Source organism: Pseudodesulfovibrio sp. S3 (assembly GCF_004025585.1).
In the GTDB taxonomy this organism is placed as follows: Bacteria; Desulfobacterota; Desulfovibrionia; order Desulfovibrionales; family Desulfovibrionaceae; genus Pseudodesulfovibrio.
Window position 1 is genome coordinate 46454 of sequence record NZ_QTZO01000014.1, and the last position, 17901, is coordinate 64354.

The following is a 17901-nucleotide window of genomic DNA, read 5'->3' on the forward strand; positions in this document are numbered from 1 at the left end:
TTCCGCAATTCCGAAACCTGGGCTGATTCCCCATCTCCGTGCAGCAAAGCTGCCTTTTCCGAATGATTTTCTTTTTTTCTGTTATAGGCTATACACAGGCTGGAAAGTCATTGCAAAACGGAGCAGGATGCCCACGGAACATGAGCCAGATCAAATCCACCAACTATTTGCGATACGCCCCTGTTCGCGTGTTACTGCCCTCCCTCACCATGCTCCTGCTCTTTGCCGGATCCATTTTCCTATACCTCATGCCTTCCCTCGAAAAGGCCTTCATGGACGCCAAGAAAGAAACCGTCCGCGAGGTGGCCAATTCCGTCATCAGCTCCCTTGAACATCTGAACGGTCTGGCGGAACAGGGAGAAATCACCCGCGAGTACGCTCAGGACTTCGGGATAAAAATCGTCCAGAATCTTCGCTTCGGCCCGGAATCAAAAGACTATTTCTGGATAACCGACACAACTCCGCGCATGGTCATGCACCCTTTCCGGCCGGAGTTGAACGGTCAGGACCTGTCGAATTTCAAGGATCAGCAAGGCAAGTCACTGTTTTTGGAATTCATACGGGCCATCCGGCAAAACGACAACACGTTCATGGAGCACTACTGGCAGTTGAAGGAGCAGGGGCCCTCCGTCAAAAGGATTTCCCTTGTCAGGGAATTCGCTCCCTGGGGCTGGATAATCGGCACAGGACTATTCGTTGAAGACGTCAACCAGGAAATTGCCGTCTACCAAAACCGCATTTACACAATATTCCTGGCCATCCTGCTCATCTTCACCCTGCTCTCCTTTTACGTCATCAGGCAGACCGCGCTGACCGAAAAGAAAAAGGCCCTCATACAGAGCCAACGCGAACGGCTCGTGCACGTGTTGCAGGAAAGCGAAGAACGCTACAGGACCATCGCGGATTTCGGCTACGACTGGGAAGCCTGGATCGGCACGGACAACAGCATCCAGTACTGCTCCCCAGCTTGTCAGCGCATCACGGGCTATCCGCCGGAGCGCTACTTCGAAGACCCGAACCTGATCCGTGACATCATCATAACCGACGACCTGGACGCCTGGGACGCATACCGGATCGAGGCCAGTTCCGACCGAGGCGATTCCCTGGATTTCCGCATCATCACGGCCGACGGGAAAACCCGCTGGCTGGGGGCGGTTGGACGATCGGTTTCCGGCATCGGCGGCAAGCCGCTGGGAATGCGTTTGAGCTTCAGGGACATCACCGACCGCAAAACCATGGAAGAACAGCTCAGGCACCAGGCCCTGCACGATCCCCTTACCAATCTGGCAAACCGCACCCTGTGCCTGGACCGCTTGCACCAGGCCATGCGCCGGGCCAAACGGCGTGAAAACTACTATTTTGCCGTCGTCTTTCTTGATCTCGACCGATTCAAGATCATCAACGACTCCCTCGGCCACCGCTTCGGGGACATGGTCCTGACCGAAACCGCTGTCCGCTTGACCGAGGAAATGCGCGGTCTGGACACGGTATCCCGATTCGGCGGAGACGAATTCGTCCTGCTCCTGGACGAACTGTCCAGCCCCGGAGAAGCCATCCGCATCATCAAGCGCATCCGCCAAAAACTCTCCGAACCATTCCGGTTCAGCGGCAACGAAGTGCAGACCACGGCCAGCTTCGGCATCGTTCTCAGCCCGGTCGCGGACGCCAAACCCGCCGACGTGCTCCAGCACGCCAACATCGCCATGCACCGGGCAAAGGATTCCGGGCGCAACCGATTCAAGGTATTCACCGACAGGATGCTTGAAACCGCCGTGGACCAGCTCACCCTGGAAAACGACATGCGCCGCGGCCTGAACAACGGAGAGTTCCGAGTGGTCTATCAGCCCATCATAGATCTCAAAAGCCCGAACTCCGGCGAACCGGACGTCATCGGCTTCGAGGCCCTGGCCCGTTGGGACCACCCCGACAGAGGCCCCATCACCCCTACGGAATTCATCCCCATGGCCGAAGAATCCGGGCTCATCGTCCAACTCGGCGAATGGGTGCTGAGAGAAGCTCTGAAAACCTTGTCCCTATGGCGGGAAGACACCGCCGGTTCGCAGGATATCTTCATGTCCATCAACCTTTCGAGCAAGCAATTCGCCCGCATGGAACTGGACAAAAAGGTCGTGGACATCCTGAAGGAACTCAACCTGCCTGCAAGTTGCCTGAAGCTGGAAATCACGGAATCCTCCATAATGGACAACCCCGAATCCTCCATCCGCACCCTGAACAAACTGCGCCAGGCAGGGGTGCACTTCTCCATCGACGACTTCGGCACAGGATACTCGTCCCTGTCCCAACTCCAGCAGTTGCCGGTGGACACCCTCAAGGTCGACCGCACCTTCATCGCGCGCATGAAAACCGACCCCGAGAACATGGAAATAGTCAAGGCGGTCATCGCCCTGGCGCATTCGCTGGATCTCAACGTCATCGCCGAAGGCGTCGAGGAGCCGGAGCAACTCCGCTCCCTGCTCGATCTGAACTGCAACTGCGTCCAAGGCTTTTACTTCCATAAACCCATGTCCATGGACATGGCCCGAAAACTCCTGCAAGCACGCGCCTCGACAACCGCAGACGACAACCGCGAAAAACTGAGCAAGGCCCAACGCAAGCGCCCCTCGGAAGACCCGGCGACCTGACCCGCCCCGAGCGCCCAAACACCCGACGGCAGCGCTCCTCCCTCCTGCTTTCCCCATAAATGAAGCAAGGTTGACGAGGCGCGTCCCAAGCAGCTCTTCGCAGATGAATATGGAACCCACATAGAGAATGGAGCGCCTTTGGGCAAAACACCCCGAACAGCCGCTCTCATACAAAGCCCCCCCCCTCATAAAACGGAGTGCCTTTAGGGCGGCAAGCTCCAAACAACAGATCAGGCGAACACTGGGTCCTCGGGGAAATGGAGTGCCTTTGGGGCGAAACGCCCCAAACAACGGCTCTCCTCCCCGACGCCGTGAGGCTTGGAAGAGTGGGTCAGATGTGCATTTTACGCGGGGGCGGCAGACCGCAGCGTAGTCCCTCTACGTGAGGATCTGACGGCCCCGCGGAAAATGTGCAGATGGCCCGCTATCCCAAGCCGGGGCTACCCCTTCGGACCATAAGTCCGCACAAACCACTGCACTTGCCTGCAAATGCCCATGAGCAGATTGAACTCGTTGCGCCGCAGGTCGATCTTGGAGAAGAACCGGCGCACAGGAAGCATCCAGTAGTCCGGGTTGTCGTCTTTGAGGAAATCGATGGCCAGCAGGCTCTCCTGGAGATTGCCGAACAGGGCTTCCTGTTCCTGCACCGTGGTGGGCCGTTCCTCAGGCGGACCGCCCGGAACGAAAGGCTCGGAAAACGACCGCTTGAAGCACTCGTACAAGACCACTACAACGGCCTGGGCCAGGTTTAGAGAGGTTCCTTCCAAACTGGTGGGGATGGTCATCAGGCCGGAACAGATCGAGGTTTCCTCATTGGTCAACCCCTTGTCTTCCGGACCGAATACAATGGCAACCCTGCCGCCGCCGCGAAGACGCTTGTCCACGACTCCGGCCAGCTCCTCGGGCACCATGAGACCTTTGCGCCACCCTCCGGTGCGGGCCGTGGTGCCGAACACCGCAGTGCAACCCTCCACGGCCTCGGCAAGGGTGTTCACAATGCGGGCGGACTCCAGGATATGACGGGCATGGGCCGTGGCCAGGGGCAGGGCCTTGTCCAGATTGAAATTGTAAGGATCGACCACAACCAGGTCGGACACACCCATATTCAGGCAGGCCCGGGCCACGGACCCGATGTTTTCAGGGTATTTCGGTCGGAAAAGAACCACTACGAGATCGTCGAGCATCATGCGCCTCCTGATGAATGACGTCCGGCATGTACCACACCCTCCACGGAAGTCAAAATGACGTGACCCGTACATCCCTGAAAGGCGCGGTACTGACTGATGGGTCAAAAAACCCAATGATATTAATTTTGTAATAAAATCAACATGTGAGGATGCGATCAGACGAGAAAAGACATTGAAAAAATTGTCATCTTGTGCAACAACTGGTTACCGGTAGGAATCTTCTGCCGGGGTGTATTTTACCACGTTATAGATCGATGGTAAAAATAGTTGCGGTCCTTACTAACTTCTGTGGTCCTTTAGGAGGAAACATGAAACGGATTCTGATTCTGGCCTTGGCACTTGCCGTTGTTCTCGGCATGTCTTTCAGCGCCCAGGCGAAAAAACGCTATGTCTTCGGCGGCGGTCCTGCCGGCGGTACCTTCCAGGTTGTTGCCAATGCCATTCAGGTCTTCGGCCCCATCAAGGATAATGCAAATTTCTCCATCAAAGCGCAGTCTTCCGGCGGCTCTACCGAAAACCTTCGCACCGTCAATGCGGGCCGCAGCCAGTTCGGCACCGTCTACGCGGGTGAAGTGTTCCTCGGCCGGACCGGCAAGCTGACCGGCGACCCCAACAAGTATGAGAATGTCCTGACCGTCGGCTATCTCTACGGTGCCCCGGCTCAGCTCGTTGTCCGCAAAGGTTCCGGCATCAAGTCCACCAAGGACCTGGCAGGCAAAAAAGTCGGCGTCGGCAACGCCGGTTCCGGCGCCTTTGCCAACTGCGAACGTTTCTTCACCCACATGGGCATCTGGGACAAGATCGAGCGCAACGCCATGGGCTACAACGATGCAGCCCAGGCCTTCGGCAACGAGCAGCTCGACGCCTTCTGGCTGCTGACCGCCTTCCCGTCCGGCGCAGTCATCATGGCCGCCCAGACCAATGACATCGAACTCGTGGATGTCGGCGCCGATGCCGAGGCCTCCGGCTACTTCACGGAGTACCCCTACTTCGGCAAGCTGACCATCCCGGCCGGCGTTTACCGCGGCGTGGATCATGACACCCCGTCCTTCTTCGACTCCGCCCTGCTCGTGGCCAACTCCAATGTTCCAGCAGAGGACGTCTACGAACTCCTGAAGGCTGTATGGTCTGAAGCCGGACTCAAGCACATGGTCGAGCAGAAGAAGACCTTCAAGGCCATGAGCATCGCCGACGGCCTCAAGGGCGTGAACCCGGCCGCAACTCCCCTGCACCCCGGTGCCGTGAAGTTCTGGACCGAAATGGGCGTCCTCAAGTAGGCATCCAACTCACGACAACATCCCGCACGGGCGGGCCTCACGGCCCGCCCGTTTCACGATGTACGCAGGGTCAGTCTCTGTTTGCCCGACGCATGCCGTTTTGCAAAACAGCTCGCCTCGCATGATCGCCCGCAGTGTCCCCGGACCATGGAGCGAAACGGCTGCTGATGCCGGATACGTCCGGCGGCTTATTTTTCCAACCGCTGTCCTTCCGGGACAGTCACGAGTGCGCAATGTACGATAAATTAAATAAAATTGAACAATTCCTCTTCGACTTCCTGTCGGTGGGCATGGTCCTGTTCTACTCCTGGTCCGCCATCTTCGAACCGGCAGCCACCCAGTATCACCGGGGTATCTACGTCATCGTCACGTATATTCTCGTCTTCATGCTCTACAAATCCAAAACCCTGATTTTCAGGCTGCTCGACTATCTGCTCATGTTGGCGTCGCTTGCCTCCGTGGGATACTGGATATTGAATTTCGAAGTCATCAACTACCGCACCGGCATCGAAACTGATCTCGACAAATGGATGGCCATGATCGGCGTCTTGCTGGGCATTGAACTGGCCAGACGCGTGGTCGGCAATGTTTTTGTCATCATCGGCGTGATCATGCTTCTGTTCGGCATGTACGGCGCCCACATGCCCGAGCTTATCGCCCATGCAGGAGCGAGCTTCCCGGACCTGTGCACCTCCATATTCTACCGCTCCGACGGCGTATTCGGCATCATGGCCAACGTACTGGCCACCTACATCATCCTGTTCGTGCTCTTCGGCGCGTTCCTGGAAAAATGCGGGGCGCAGCGGTTCTTCATCGACTTCCCCCTGGCCGCGGTGGGCCACAAAATCGGCGGCCCGGCCAAGGTCTCGGTCATCGCTTCCGGCCTGTTCGGGTCCATCTCCGGTTCGGCCATCGCCAACACCGTGTCCACCGGCACCTTCACCATCCCCATGATGATCAAGGCCGGGTTCAAGCGCCACGTGGCCGGAGGCATCGAGCCTGCGGCCTCCATCGGCGGCATGTTCATGCCCCCGATCATGGGCGCAGGCGGCTTCATCATGGCGGAAATGACCGGTCTGCCCTATTCGCGCATCATGCTCATCGCCATCTTCCCGGCGGTCATGTACTTCTTCTCGGTCTTCGTCATGGTCCATTACGAAGCCAAAAAGAACAACATCGTGGGCGAGCGTTACAAGCACAGCGCCATGGAAATCCTGAAAAATGAATGGCTGTACACCCTGCCGCTCATCTTCATCACCATCTTCATGCTCGCAGGCTACTCGCCGGGCTACTCGGCCATCGTCGGGCTGGCCACCTGCATCGGTCTCTCGTTCAAGGACGACGGCCAACGCATCGACCCGACCCTGCTCTTCATCATGGCCTTCATGGTCCTGTGCCCGTGGCTGGTGAAGCTCATCGGATTCGTCGGCGGCGCAGAGGTCAAGGCGACCATCAAACCGTTCCTGACCGGCCGCGTCCTGCTGCTTTACGGCCTCATCGCTGCTGCCGCGGTCTTTGCCTATCGCAGACAGACCGTGGCCGGACTGAAGAACGAAATGGGCGGCTTCGTTGCCGCAGCCCGCGAGGGTACCATCAACTCGCTCAAGATCGGTGCCACGGTCGGCGTCATCGGCGTCATCATCGGCGTCCTGACCTATTCCGGCCTGGTGCTGACCTTTGCCGACATCGTCATTGAGTTGGCCAACGGCAACCTTGTGGCGACCATCTTCCTCATTGCCCTGGCATCCCTGGTGCTCGGCATGGGCGTCCCGGTCACCGCAGCCTACCTGATCACCGCGGTCGTGGCTGTCCCGGCCCTGACCCACCTGGGCGTCAACGAGGTTGCGGCCCACATGATCGTGTACTGGCTGTCCCAGGACTCCAACATCACGCCGCCGGTCTGCATCGCGGCATTTGCAGGGGCGACCATCGCAGGGGCCAACATGTGGCGCACGGCATTCACTTCGTTCAAATTCGCCAAGTTCCTGTACCTGGCCCCGTTCCTCTTTGCCTATGTCCCGGCATTTTCACTGGATGCGGACGTCCAGGAAATCGCCATCTGGTTTTCGATCATCACGGTCGTGGTGTTTGCATACGCCTGGTTCATGAGCTTCATCTGGTTCAAACCGCTGAAGCGCATGTTCGGGGGATCGCCAGCCTGATCCCATTTGACAGGAAACCTTCAGGGGGCCGGTTTATCCGGCCCCCCCTTTTTTTCCCAGTCCGCCGGAGGCCCAACTCGTTATAATATGCTGCACTGCACACTCGTTGCGTTGAATTCGCGACTGAGCTGTGTCATATTTCATGGTGAATATTCCTGAATACCTACTGACGGAGGACCGATGCCCCTCTTGCGCACGCCCCTGATCCTTTTGAGCGCCCTGTGGCTGCTCCTCATGCCGGGCTGCTCTTCCGAACCGCCCCCGGAGACTCAAACTCCGAAACCGTCCCCGCCTCCGAAAAACCTTGCCCTGTCCTTCAACGGCGGCCCCATGGGCGGAACCTTCAATTATTTCGCCAACAAAATGGCAAACATTATTTCCGACGAAGTCGAATGGCTGAATATCATAACCAAAATATCCGGCGGTTCCTTTGAAAACCTGGCAGAACTCGACGAATCCATGACGGACATGGGCATCGTCTATGCCGGTGACGCCTTTCTGGGACGCAGGGGCAGTCTGCCCGGAGACCCGAAACGGTATGATCAGACCCGGGCACTGGCCTACCTATACGGCGCACCTGCACAGCTCGTGGTCCGCAAAGACCTGGACATCGAATCCGTTCAAGACCTCAAAGGCATGACCATAGCCATCGGCAACCCAGGTTCGGGCGCTGCCCTGAGCGCAGAGCGATTCTTCCGGCACTTGAACCTATGGCATTCCATCGAACCGCAGACCGTGGGCTATTCCCGGGCAGCAGGCGATTTTATCGCCGGAAAAGTGGACGGATTCTGGGTTCTGGTGGGGTATCCCAACGTCTCCATCATTGAAGCGGCCAGCCGCACCGAGATCACCATCATGGACCTGCACCCGGCCGCCGTGGCCTCCGATTTCTACAATCTCTACCCCTTCTACACCGAGGTCGTCATTCCGGCGGACACCTATGCCCACCAGACAGAACCCGTATTTACCTTCCAAGATTCGGCCCTCTGGTGCGCGCGCTCAGATCTGAGCGAAAACGCCGTCTACGAAAGCCTGAAGGCCATTTTCTCCGACAACGGCCTGAAAAAACTGCAGCGCACCCACAGGGCAGCCCGGTCCATCTCCCTGAAAACCGGAATTCAGCACCTGCCCATCCCGCTCCACCCCGGCGCGGTCCGGTTCTGGTCCGACCACGAGATAGCAATCCCGCCGATACTGCTGCCCTAGAGACGGCCCGGGGTTTTCCGTAAAAGGAACTGCAGCAAGTTGCCCCGCAAAGACTTCCATCGACCTGCTCCGCCCTTGGAATATTCTTTTAGATCCAGGATTGCGCATCCAACCCTTTGATTTGATTGAACGCTCAAACAATCGGTATCTTTCAGGCGCTTTGATTGCCCTCAAAGTGTTGTCGCACAAGGACAAATACTACTTGACTGAGACTGAAAATCCCCCGTACCAAAGGAGTCTACATTGCGGTCAAATCCAGAGTGTTGAACGGTTGCCGGTCACAGAAGCGGTCAATGCAGTGATCCTGCCTTCTGACATTCAACAGTTTGGGGTACAACAGATTCAAGGGAGGCCTAATCATGGCACTGTTCACGAAACAAGAGGCATTGGACTACCATTCCGACAAACGCAAGGGCAAGCTGGAGGTCATCTCCATCAAGCCGTGCGACAACCAGAAACACCTGTCCATGGCGTACAGCCCGGGCGTGGCCGAAGCTTGCCGCGCCATCCATGCCGAAACGGAACTCGTCTACGAATACACCAACAAGGGCAACCTGGTGGCGGTCGTGTCCAACGGCACCGCCGTGCTCGGTCTGGGCAACATCGGCCCTGAAGCGGGCAAGCCGGTCATGGAAGGCAAGGGTGTCCTCTTCAAGATTTTCTCCGACATCGATGTCTACGACCTGAACATCAACGCCAAGACCCCCGACGAAGTGGTGGCCTTCTGCAAGATGCTCGAACCTACCTTCGGCGGCATCAACCTGGAAGACATCAAGGCCCCCGAGTGCTTCGAGATCGAGACCCGCCTCAAGGCTGAGATGGGCATTCCGGTCTTTCACGATGACCAGCACGGCACGGCCATCATCTCGGCGGCAGGCATCATCAATGCCCTGGAAATCTCCGGCAAGAAGATCGAAGACATCAAGATCGTGGTCTCCGGCGCCGGTGCGGCGGCCATTGCCTGCTCCAATCTCTATGTCCACATGGGCGTCAAACGCGAGAACATCTTCATGTTCGACTCCCGCGGCCTGATCCACGCCGGTCGTGAAGGACTGAACGAGTTCAAAAAAGCCTATGCCCAGGCCGAAGACAAAGGCTCCCTGGCCGACTGCATGGTCGGTGCGGACATGTTCCTCGGACTTTCCGTCAAGGACGCCATCAATCAGGACATGGTCAAGACCATGGCCGAAAATGCCATCATCTTTGCCTGCGCCAACCCCGACCCCGAAATCCCCTACCCGGACGTCAAGGAAGTGCGCCCCGACATCATCATGGGCACGGGCCGTTCCGACTTCCCCAACCAGGTCAACAACGTGCTCGGCTTCCCCTTCATCTTCCGGGGTGCGCTCGATTCCCGCGCCACCACCATCAATGAGGAAATGAAGATCGCCGCTGCCGAAGCCCTGGCAAAACTGGCCAAGGAGCCTGTAGCCCAGGATATCTGCGACGCCTACGGAGTGGACACCCTGGAGTACGGCATCGACTACATCATTCCCAAGCCGCTTGACCCGCGTGTGCTGACCTGGCTGGCACCGGCCGTGGCCAAGGCCGCCATGGACACCGGCGTGGCCAAGATCAAGCTCGACCTGGATCAGTACGCCAAGGACCTCGAAGCCCGGATGAAGGCCTCCAAGGCCCGCACCAAGGCCGTGGTGGATACCTTCGGCTACAACATCTAGTTCTTCGCACTGCATAAAAAGCCCTGCCCCGGAATTCGAGGCAGGGCTTTTTTTTACGCACATTGCCTGGAAAGGCATTGTCATCTATATTGACGCCATGGACGAAACCACCCGCCAAGAAATCATGGAACTGGCCGAACGGAACAACATCGACCCGGAACAACTCCTGGCCATCGCCACAGCCGACGGCCTGCCCGAAGACCTTCAGACGGCCATGGCTGCCGTACTCGGCGACATCTCCATCTTCGGCCAGGCCCTGGATAAGCTGGAACGGTAAACAACCATGCCGCGCCTGTTCATCGGCATCAACTTACCGAAATCTTACCGAAAAGATCTCAAACCATTTACATCAAGACTTTCTCTCCTGACCGATGCCAACGTGAACTGGTCCAGGCCCGAGACATGGCACCTGACCCTGAAATTCCTGGGGGACACGGAACCGGATCAGATTCCCGCCATCATTGAATCCCTGGCTGCCATCGTATTTCCCGCCTTCACCATGCAGGCCGGGAGCGCAGGAGCCTTTCCCAACCCAAGACAAGCGCGCATTCTCTGGCTCGGCCTTGAACAAGGAGCCGAGGAATGCACGGGCCTGGCCGCAGCCGTGGAGGACACCCTGGGCGGCATCGGAATCCCCCGCGAAAAAAAGCGGTTCCGCCCACACCTGACCCTGGGAAGAGTCAGAAAACCGGGTCCGGGAAACTGGCAGACGGTTCTGGATGCAGCGAGCCAAAACCCATGGCCACAGTTCACTGTGGATAGATTCATCCTGTGGCGGAGCCAACTTGCCCCCACGGGAGCGGTGCATACCCCGCTTACAGAATTCCCGCTCTCCGGCAGCATAAACCACACACGTTACCGCTGAAGGCGAGCCATACATGCTTGAGAAAAATGGCGTGGAGAGGCACTTATCAAAACAACTACCGCCCCCAGAAGCCCAGCCCCTGCAGTGCGCTTCGACATGACAGGGAGTTGCTATTGATTGGCTCTCTTGGTCAAAACGATTATACAACGGGCAGAACAAACTGAAGTCATTCAACTGTACAAAAGCTTGAAGGATAATCGCATTACAAGTTATAAGAAATTAAAGGAATCTCGTATATGCTGAAACATGATATTCTTCAGGACTTCTTTTCGGAACAAAAAGGACAGATCGTATGCATTACGGATGACCTCTCCCTGTTCCGGTCCTTGCGCTATGCGATCGGGGCCCACACACAAGTACCCGACGATCTTATCCACTTCTTTTCTGAGCCTGAAGCAGCAACACAAATCTTGGAAGAACTCCATAAAGACAAGACCCCGACAATCGTGCTTGTTGAACGAAAGATTGAAGGGGAAAAAAACACGGACATGATTCTCCGCATAAGCCGACTGTATCCGACGGCATGCATGCTTGTTGTCGGATCGGACATAACCAAGGATATGGTTGCATATTTTTATGAAATTGGTGCCAAGGCAGTCATAAGCAAGCCGGTCTCCGCCGATGCAATCTTCAGCAAGCTCACTTTATGCCTGACAACATCCAAAGAGCAGCACCTCAAATCCTATGTCTGGGACCTTATCGCCTCCGCCAGTTCGGAAGAAGCCCTGGAAGCCGTGGAGACGTTCATCGTCAACAACCCGAACAGCTGCCTGGCCTACAGCCTGAAAGGGGATGCGCTTCTCGCCAACGGGGACTTGCTAAAAGCACAAGAGGCATATGAACACGCCAATGAAATCAATCCATATTTCACTGAACCTCTCAAACGACTGGCCGCATTGCACAAACACATTGACGATAACAAGGCTCTTGAGTTGCTGCAGAAGGTTGACAGGATAAGTCCATTCAACCCCAACAGAAAGCTTGAGATGGCCGAAATTCATCTTCGCAAAGACGACACGGCTCAAGCCACACTTCTGCTCGAAAAGGGTTTCAAGCAAGCCTCACAAGAATTCTCCCTTTTCCTTGGCGACATGGCCGAAAGAATATCTGCACTTGTCGCTGACAAGATCCCTCATCTGGCCGAGGAGTATCTTGAAAAGGCAATGAGAGTAAAAAAGAACTTCACCCTGCTAGATATTCACATGTTTAACAAACTCGGAATAATCTACAGAAACAAGGGCAACTGGAAAGAAGCTGTCGAAGTATACAAGAAGGCTCTGGATATAACCCCCAAGGACCCTGCATTATATTACAACATGGCGCTCGCATACCATGACGGCGCAAAGCGGGATGAAGTACGGCGATGCTTCAACAAGGCCTTTGACCTTGATCCGGTTTTTTACAGGGACAATGCAGGTGTCGCCTATAACATCGGCTCAATCTACCTGGGATACGGGGACAAGGATATTGCCCGGCCATTCCTGGAGCATGTTCTGGAAATCCAACCCGACAACAAGAAGGCGAAAGAGAAGTTGAAGCGATGTGGGAAGGATTGATATCCTGAAAAGCACATCCGTCAGGTTCTTTCCAATGGCTGGCGAACCGTGAAGGCCGTCGATTTTCCCTATATATCGACCTCAACGCCGATGGGGCAGTGGTCCGAACCAAGAACATCAGGCTCAATCCAGGCCCTGACCACCTTGTCCTTCAGTTCATCGGACACGAAGAAATAGTCGATGCGCCACCCCGCGTTGTTCTTGCGGGCGTTGAAGCGGTAGGACCACCAGGAGTAATGGTTCGGGCCTTCTTCGAACAGGCGGAAGGTGTCCACGTATCCGGCGGCAATGAACTTGTCGATCCAGGCCCGTTCCTCGGGCAGGAAGCCGGACCGTTCACTGTTGGCCTTGGGATTCTTGAGATCGATTTCGGTGTGGGCCGTGTTGAAATCGCCGCCCACCACAATGGGCTTGGATTTGCGCAGTTCCTCTGCATGGGCCAGGAAGCAGTCGTAGAAGCCCATCTTGAAATCCAGACGCTCGTCCGACATCTGGCCGTTGGGGAAATAGATGTTGAATAGGTGAAAATCCGGGTATTCGAGATGGAGCACCCGGCCCTCGTCCCGATAGAGCGGATCCGGCAGCCCCGTGGACACGGCCAGGGGCTCGGGGTTGGCAAAGCAGGCCACCCCGGAATAGCCCTTCTTTTTCTTGGACCAGTTCCAGTAGTGATTGGAATACGAATCCGGTTCACGGTCTTCGTCATCGATCTGGTCCGGATGCACCTTGGTTTCCTGGAGCATGACCACATCTGCGCCGCAACCGTCCAGCCAGTCGCGAAAATCCTTCTTGAGCACAGCCCGATAGCCGTTGACGTTCCACGAATAGATGATCATCGCGTTCTCCGTAAAAAAACAAGGGGGAACCGGTTTGAGCCGATCCCCCTTTTCAAACCGCCTCAGCGGCAAAAAACTACCCTTCGGTCGGGGAGCTGACCTTGATCATCACCAGAGCTCCGATGGTCAGGAACAACCCCAGAAAAAACCAAAAATACCCCATCATACTCGCATCCTCCGCTTAAAAAACAATTGATCAAAACCACATAGCAGAATCTTTCGCAGATGAAAAGTGGATGCGGCCCACGGATATCCATGGGCCGCATTAAAGCCGGCGGTACGACCGTGCGTTTTTCCGGCTCCGGCTATGGCTCGATGGTGGAGCCGAGCACTTTCAGAAAGGCACGCATCCACTCGGGATGGGCAGGCCAGGCCGGGGCAGTGACAATATTGCCGTCAGCGCAGGCGTTGGAAGCAGTCGCATTGACCTCGCACCAGGTGGCCCCGGCCGCATCGATATCCGGCTTGACCGCAGGATAGGCGGTGCACTTCTTGCCCTTGATCACATCGGCAGCGGTCAGGATTTGCGGACCGTGGCAGATGGCCGCAATGGGCTTGTTCGCCTTGGCGAAATGCTGCACGCACTCGATGACCGCCGGGTTGAGGCGAAGGTATTCCGGGGCGCGGCCGCCGGGGATGACCAGGGCGTCGTAATCCTCGGCCTTGATCTCCTCGAAGGTGGTGGTGATCAGGAAATTATGTCCGGGTTTTTCCGAGTAGGTCTGATGCCCCTCGAAGTCGTGCACGGCTGTGGCCACGGTTTCGCCCGCTTTTTTACCGGGACAGACCGAATGGACCGTATGGCCGACCATCAGGAGCATCTGAAAGGGAACCATGGCCTCGTAGTCTTCCACGAAATCTCCGACCAGAAGCAGAATTTTCCTTGCTGCCATTGTATCCTCCTAGGCATGATGTTTGATATTCAAATGTGGGCCGGAGCATGGGTTTTGTCAACACGGTTGTGTGACGATTCACGCCGCTTGCACTGTGCACCGGTCTGCCGTAGAACCGGCCCATGGAAACACATGACGTCATCATCCTCGGAGCCGGGGCCTCGGGCCTTTGGTGCGCCATGGTCGCAGCCGGACAGGGTCTCAAGGTCGCGGTGATAGACCACGGCCCCAAGGCGGCGCGCAAGGTGCGCGTGTCCGGCGGGGGCAAGTGCAACTTTACCAACCTGCACGTCACGCCCGCCAACTATATCTGCCACAATCCCCATTTCGTGAAATCCGCGCTGGCTCGCCTCTCTCCATGGGACGTGATCGGTTTCCTGGCCGAACACGGCATCACGTATGAAGAGCGCGAACACGGTCAGCTCTTCACCGACCAGGGTGCGGGCAAGGTGGCGGGAGCGTTGCTTGAACGATGCAACAGATTGGGCGTGGACATACTCTTGAACCGCGAAATCAGGAAGGTCTCGGGAGCAGGGTCCTTCAGCGTGGACACGGCTGGAGAAAGCCTGAGCTGCGGAAAGCTGGTCCTGGCCCTTGGTGGCCCGTCCTGGCCCCAGGTGGGGGCAACGGACCTCGGCTTCAGGCTGGCAAAACAGTTCGGGCTGAAGCTCGTCACACCGCATCCGGGACTGGTCCCGCTGGTGTTCCCCAAAAAACAGCAGCCCATGTGCGTGGAAATGGCGGGCAATGCCCTGCCCGTCACCGTGGAGACCGGCGGCATGCGCTTCACCGACCCCCTGCTCTTCACCCACAAGGGCATTTCCGGCCCGGCCATCCTGCAGGTATCCTCCTATTGGCGGGAGAACCGCCCCGTGGTCATCGACTTTCTGCCGGGCCAGTCAATCCATGATGTCGTGGAGGAAAACAGAGGGTCCAATGCGCAGTTGCGCAACCTGCTGGCCCGCATCCTGCCCAAACGGCTGCCCGGCCTGATCCTTGAACAGGCCATGGCCGACACCGTGGTCAGCCAACTATCCAGACAGCAGATGGAAATCCTGGAAAACCGCATCCACCGGTTCACCGTCACCCCTGCCGGGACCGAAGGCTACGCCAAGGCCGAGGTCTGCGTAGGCGGCGTGGACACGGATCAGATCTCCTCCAAGACCATGGAGTGCAGGAATGTACCAGGCCTGTTCGTCACCGGCGAGTCCCTGGATGTCACCGGCCACCTCGGAGGCTTCAATCTCCATTGGGCCTTCGCCTCCGGCGCGGCCTGTGGTCACGGCCTAGCATAACGCCCCTTCTGCTCCGCCATGAAGCAACAGCCCCCGGACGCTTGACGGCGATTCCCGCTTGAAGGTGTCCCATCCCAGTTCGACACCAGTGCCACAAAGTACCAACAAGAAAGGCCCCGCAAGCGGGGCCTTTCTTGTTGGCTCACCCCCCTAAATCTCGAGGAGGGCGGCCTTGATGTTTTTCCTGCCGAATTCCCTGGCTTGGGATTCGTCCCACATGAAGATGTCGATGCGCTGGGTGAAGCGCTTGTTCATGAGGTCGTTGATCTCGAAAATGCCGTACCCCTCGATGCGCACCTTGCGGCCGAATACCCAGCCCTGGTCGAAGAGGTCTCGGGAAACGGCGATGGTGCCGGATCGGACCTTGCGCATGGAGGCGGCTATGAGCGGATCATCGTCACATTGGTCAGTGGACGGATTATATGCTGTCACCGTTACCGTGCGAACGGGTGACATATTCTTGGCCTTCTGGAGAAGGCGGGCCTCTTCCACGAAGTTCTTGCGAGCCTCGGAAGTCTTTTGCACCAGCTGAAGCCGATGGGTGAGGTCGTCTATCTTCTGTTGTTTGACAACTACGACCACAGCCATGATCACGATAGCCGCGCACAGGACCGGGGTTAGAGTGTAGTTGAAGAATACTTTCATCAGTGGATTGCTCCCTTTTTGATTTTTGGTTTGTGGCATATAATGGGCTGTTTTGACCTTGTCAACGTGTAATTTGGCTCGTGCAAACTTCGGACCTCTCAACAATAACTGCTTGTTTTTAAAGACATAAAACAAAGACCGCCTGCAGCACCTACCGGGAAACAGAACATAGAAACGAAAAATATCAGCCCCTTGCGAGTGAAGGGAAATATCGCAAAAATAATTATAACGATATAGATTGACACCTTCGATATAGTATGGCCTAACTTTCCCTGTAGCTCGAAACAATAAAGGGATTAGAATAGGTTGACACAATTCAGGGCCCTTCCCGTACGCCAGGGCGACGCATATCTGCTGAAGAGCAAACGGGGAAGTTATCTCATAGACGGCGGCACCATATCCGGATTCCTGCCCGAAATGCTTCGGGAGAGGCAAGTGGGCAAATTGCGGGCCGCAGTGTGCACGTTTGCGTGTCCAGAACGGCTTGGCGGCATTGTCGATCTCATGGACGTCGGCTACCCGACAGGGGAATACTGGCTGCCGGAAAGCCTCAGGAACGTTGCCGAGACCGCTCGCGGTTTCAACGGCGACTGGCCGGCCTGGTTTGCTTTGTGTGGCCGACCGGTCCCGAAGGCCCTGCCGCCTGTCCTGCAAAGATTTCCGTCCGACCCCCTGGAAAAAGAACTGGTCGGATGCGCCATGCTCGCCATATTGGCCAGTTCCTGCTGTGTCGGAAAACTGCCTGAACAAACGCCTCTTCCCCTTCTCCCAACCCAAGCCATTGGCGCGGTCCTGAAAATCCTGACCGACCACACGGCCGAAAACTGGAGCGGAACTCTTTCCTCGCTCCTCCGGGATGTTGGGACACACTTCGTCTCCGGCGGCGGACCGGCAGATTTGGCCCTGCTCTGCGGCCGGCTGCTGTTTCGTGCGGGAAATACCCTGAAGGTCAAACATCACAAAGGATGCAGGACCGCGGCAAGAGGCCTGGCCATGGTCATCATGATCGAGGCATTGCGGGTCAGGGACAACCACCGGATACGTTTTTTCAGGCGGACAGACCAATGGGAGGACAAGCTGATTCCCAAGCACCCCTTCAAATGCCTCAACGGCATTGAGGTTTCCGCTCTCGGTCGGAAATACGACTCCGTCAATGCCCGGACCATGCACGAAGCGACTTCAGCCCTTACCGAGCCGGGCGGAGGGCTCGTATACCAATACGGAGACCGCCACTGCGGCGCGCTCTTTTGCGGAAACACCAAAATGTCCTTCCTGCACCGACAGAACCCCACACTCATCCGACGCCCCACGGTGATAACAGCTCCGCAACGGGGCGGCCTGGGCGTGGAAGACGCGTACGGTCGCATCGTTTCGACAGACCCTTCTTCTGATGTATGGGTGAGGGCGCATTATTCCTATGCACGCAAGGTGTCAGATTCCTTCAAAGACCAGCCCGTGCGATACTGTCTGTACAACTGCGCGTACCGGACGGTACAGGAAGTGCTCCTGACCTTTTCAGAGGGCCGATGGAACCGCCTGGCCGGAGGCATCTGTTCCTGCGACGACGGTTCCCGACAAACGCTTCCACCTATTGCGTCCAATAACACCTTTGCTAAATCGAACTCAGATGCTAAATAAAACCAGTTACTCTTCCATTA

At 56.8% G+C, this 17901-nt stretch carries 14 protein-coding genes; 10 read left to right on the top strand and 4 right to left on the bottom strand.

Translation table 11 applies throughout. The features are described from left to right. Positions 1–140: 140 nt before the first annotated feature. Complete coding sequence (locus DWB63_RS13600; protein ID WP_128329396.1) at positions 141–2642, top strand: EAL domain-containing protein; 2502 nt, start codon at positions 141–143, stop codon at positions 2640–2642. Positions 2643–3082: 440 nt separating this feature from the next. Here the strand turns inward: DWB63_RS13600 and DWB63_RS13605 are convergent, their stop codons facing one another. Further along, positions 3083–3826 carry an RNA methyltransferase gene (locus tag DWB63_RS13605; RefSeq protein WP_128329416.1) on the bottom strand — a complete coding sequence of 248 codons (744 nt, stop codon included), beginning with the start codon at positions 3824–3826 and terminating at the stop codon, positions 3083–3085. A gap of 311 nt (positions 3827–4137) precedes the next feature. On the opposite strand from DWB63_RS13605, the gene DWB63_RS13610 reads away from it, so the two are divergent. The 7 genes from DWB63_RS13610 to DWB63_RS13640 all read left to right on the top strand — a co-directional run bounded on the left by DWB63_RS13610 (position 4138) and on the right by DWB63_RS13640 (position 12574). After that, complete coding sequence (locus DWB63_RS13610; protein WP_128329397.1) at positions 4138–5106, top strand: TAXI family TRAP transporter solute-binding subunit; 969 nt, start codon at positions 4138–4140, stop codon at positions 5104–5106. Positions 5107–5339: 233 nt separating this feature from the next. Beyond that, positions 5340–7268, top strand: coding sequence for a TRAP transporter fused permease subunit (locus DWB63_RS13615; protein WP_128329398.1), 1929 nt, complete (start codon positions 5340–5342; stop codon positions 7266–7268). Between the two features lie 180 nt (positions 7269–7448). Beyond that, positions 7449–8474 carry a TAXI family TRAP transporter solute-binding subunit gene (locus DWB63_RS13620; protein WP_241648851.1) on the top strand — a complete coding sequence of 342 codons (1026 nt, stop codon included), beginning with the start codon at positions 7449–7451 and terminating at the stop codon, positions 8472–8474. Between the two features lie 359 nt (positions 8475–8833). Beyond that, entirely contained in the window at positions 8834–10153 is a 1320-nt protein-coding gene (locus DWB63_RS13625; protein WP_128329399.1) for a malic enzyme-like NAD(P)-binding protein, read from the top strand. A 97-nt stretch (positions 10154–10250) separates the two neighbouring features. Further along, positions 10251–10430 carry a hypothetical protein gene (locus tag DWB63_RS13630; RefSeq protein ID WP_128329400.1) on the top strand — a complete coding sequence of 60 codons (180 nt, stop codon included), beginning with the start codon at positions 10251–10253 and terminating at the stop codon, positions 10428–10430. A 6-nt stretch (positions 10431–10436) separates the two neighbouring features. Continuing rightward, entirely contained in the window at positions 10437–11018 is a 582-nt protein-coding gene (thpR, locus tag DWB63_RS13635; RefSeq protein WP_128329401.1) for an RNA 2',3'-cyclic phosphodiesterase, read from the top strand. Between the two features lie 236 nt (positions 11019–11254). After that, positions 11255–12574 carry a tetratricopeptide repeat protein gene (locus DWB63_RS13640; protein ID WP_128329402.1) on the top strand — a complete coding sequence of 440 codons (1320 nt, stop codon included), beginning with the start codon at positions 11255–11257 and terminating at the stop codon, positions 12572–12574. Between the two features lie 68 nt (positions 12575–12642). On the opposite strand, the gene DWB63_RS13645 is transcribed toward DWB63_RS13640, so the two are convergent. Together DWB63_RS13645 and DWB63_RS13650 are read right to left on the bottom strand one after the other, a co-directional pair. Next, on the bottom strand, positions 12643–13410 hold the full coding sequence (locus DWB63_RS13645; RefSeq protein ID WP_128329403.1) for an exodeoxyribonuclease III: 768 nt from the start codon (positions 13408–13410) through the stop codon (positions 12643–12645). A 305-nt stretch (positions 13411–13715) separates the two neighbouring features. Beyond that, positions 13716–14303 (bottom strand): DJ-1/PfpI family protein, encoded by a 588-nt coding sequence (locus tag DWB63_RS13650; RefSeq protein WP_128329404.1) that lies wholly within the window; start codon positions 14301–14303, stop codon positions 13716–13718. Positions 14304–14425: 122 nt separating this feature from the next. Here DWB63_RS13650 and DWB63_RS13655 point away from each other — a divergent pair, with 122 nt between their 5' ends. Then, on the top strand, positions 14426–15598 hold the full coding sequence (locus DWB63_RS13655; protein WP_128329405.1) for an NAD(P)/FAD-dependent oxidoreductase: 1173 nt from the start codon (positions 14426–14428) through the stop codon (positions 15596–15598). 150 nt (positions 15599–15748) lie between these two features. Here DWB63_RS13655 and DWB63_RS13660 read toward each other — a convergent pair whose 3' ends face one another. Beyond that, on the bottom strand, positions 15749–16243 hold the full coding sequence (locus tag DWB63_RS13660; protein WP_128329406.1) for a 3D domain-containing protein: 495 nt from the start codon (positions 16241–16243) through the stop codon (positions 15749–15751). 306 nt (positions 16244–16549) lie between these two features. Here DWB63_RS13660 and DWB63_RS13665 point away from each other — a divergent pair, with 306 nt between their 5' ends. Then, positions 16550–17881, top strand: coding sequence for a hypothetical protein (locus tag DWB63_RS13665; RefSeq protein ID WP_128329407.1), 1332 nt, complete (start codon positions 16550–16552; stop codon positions 17879–17881). Positions 17882–17901 lie beyond the last annotated feature (20 nt).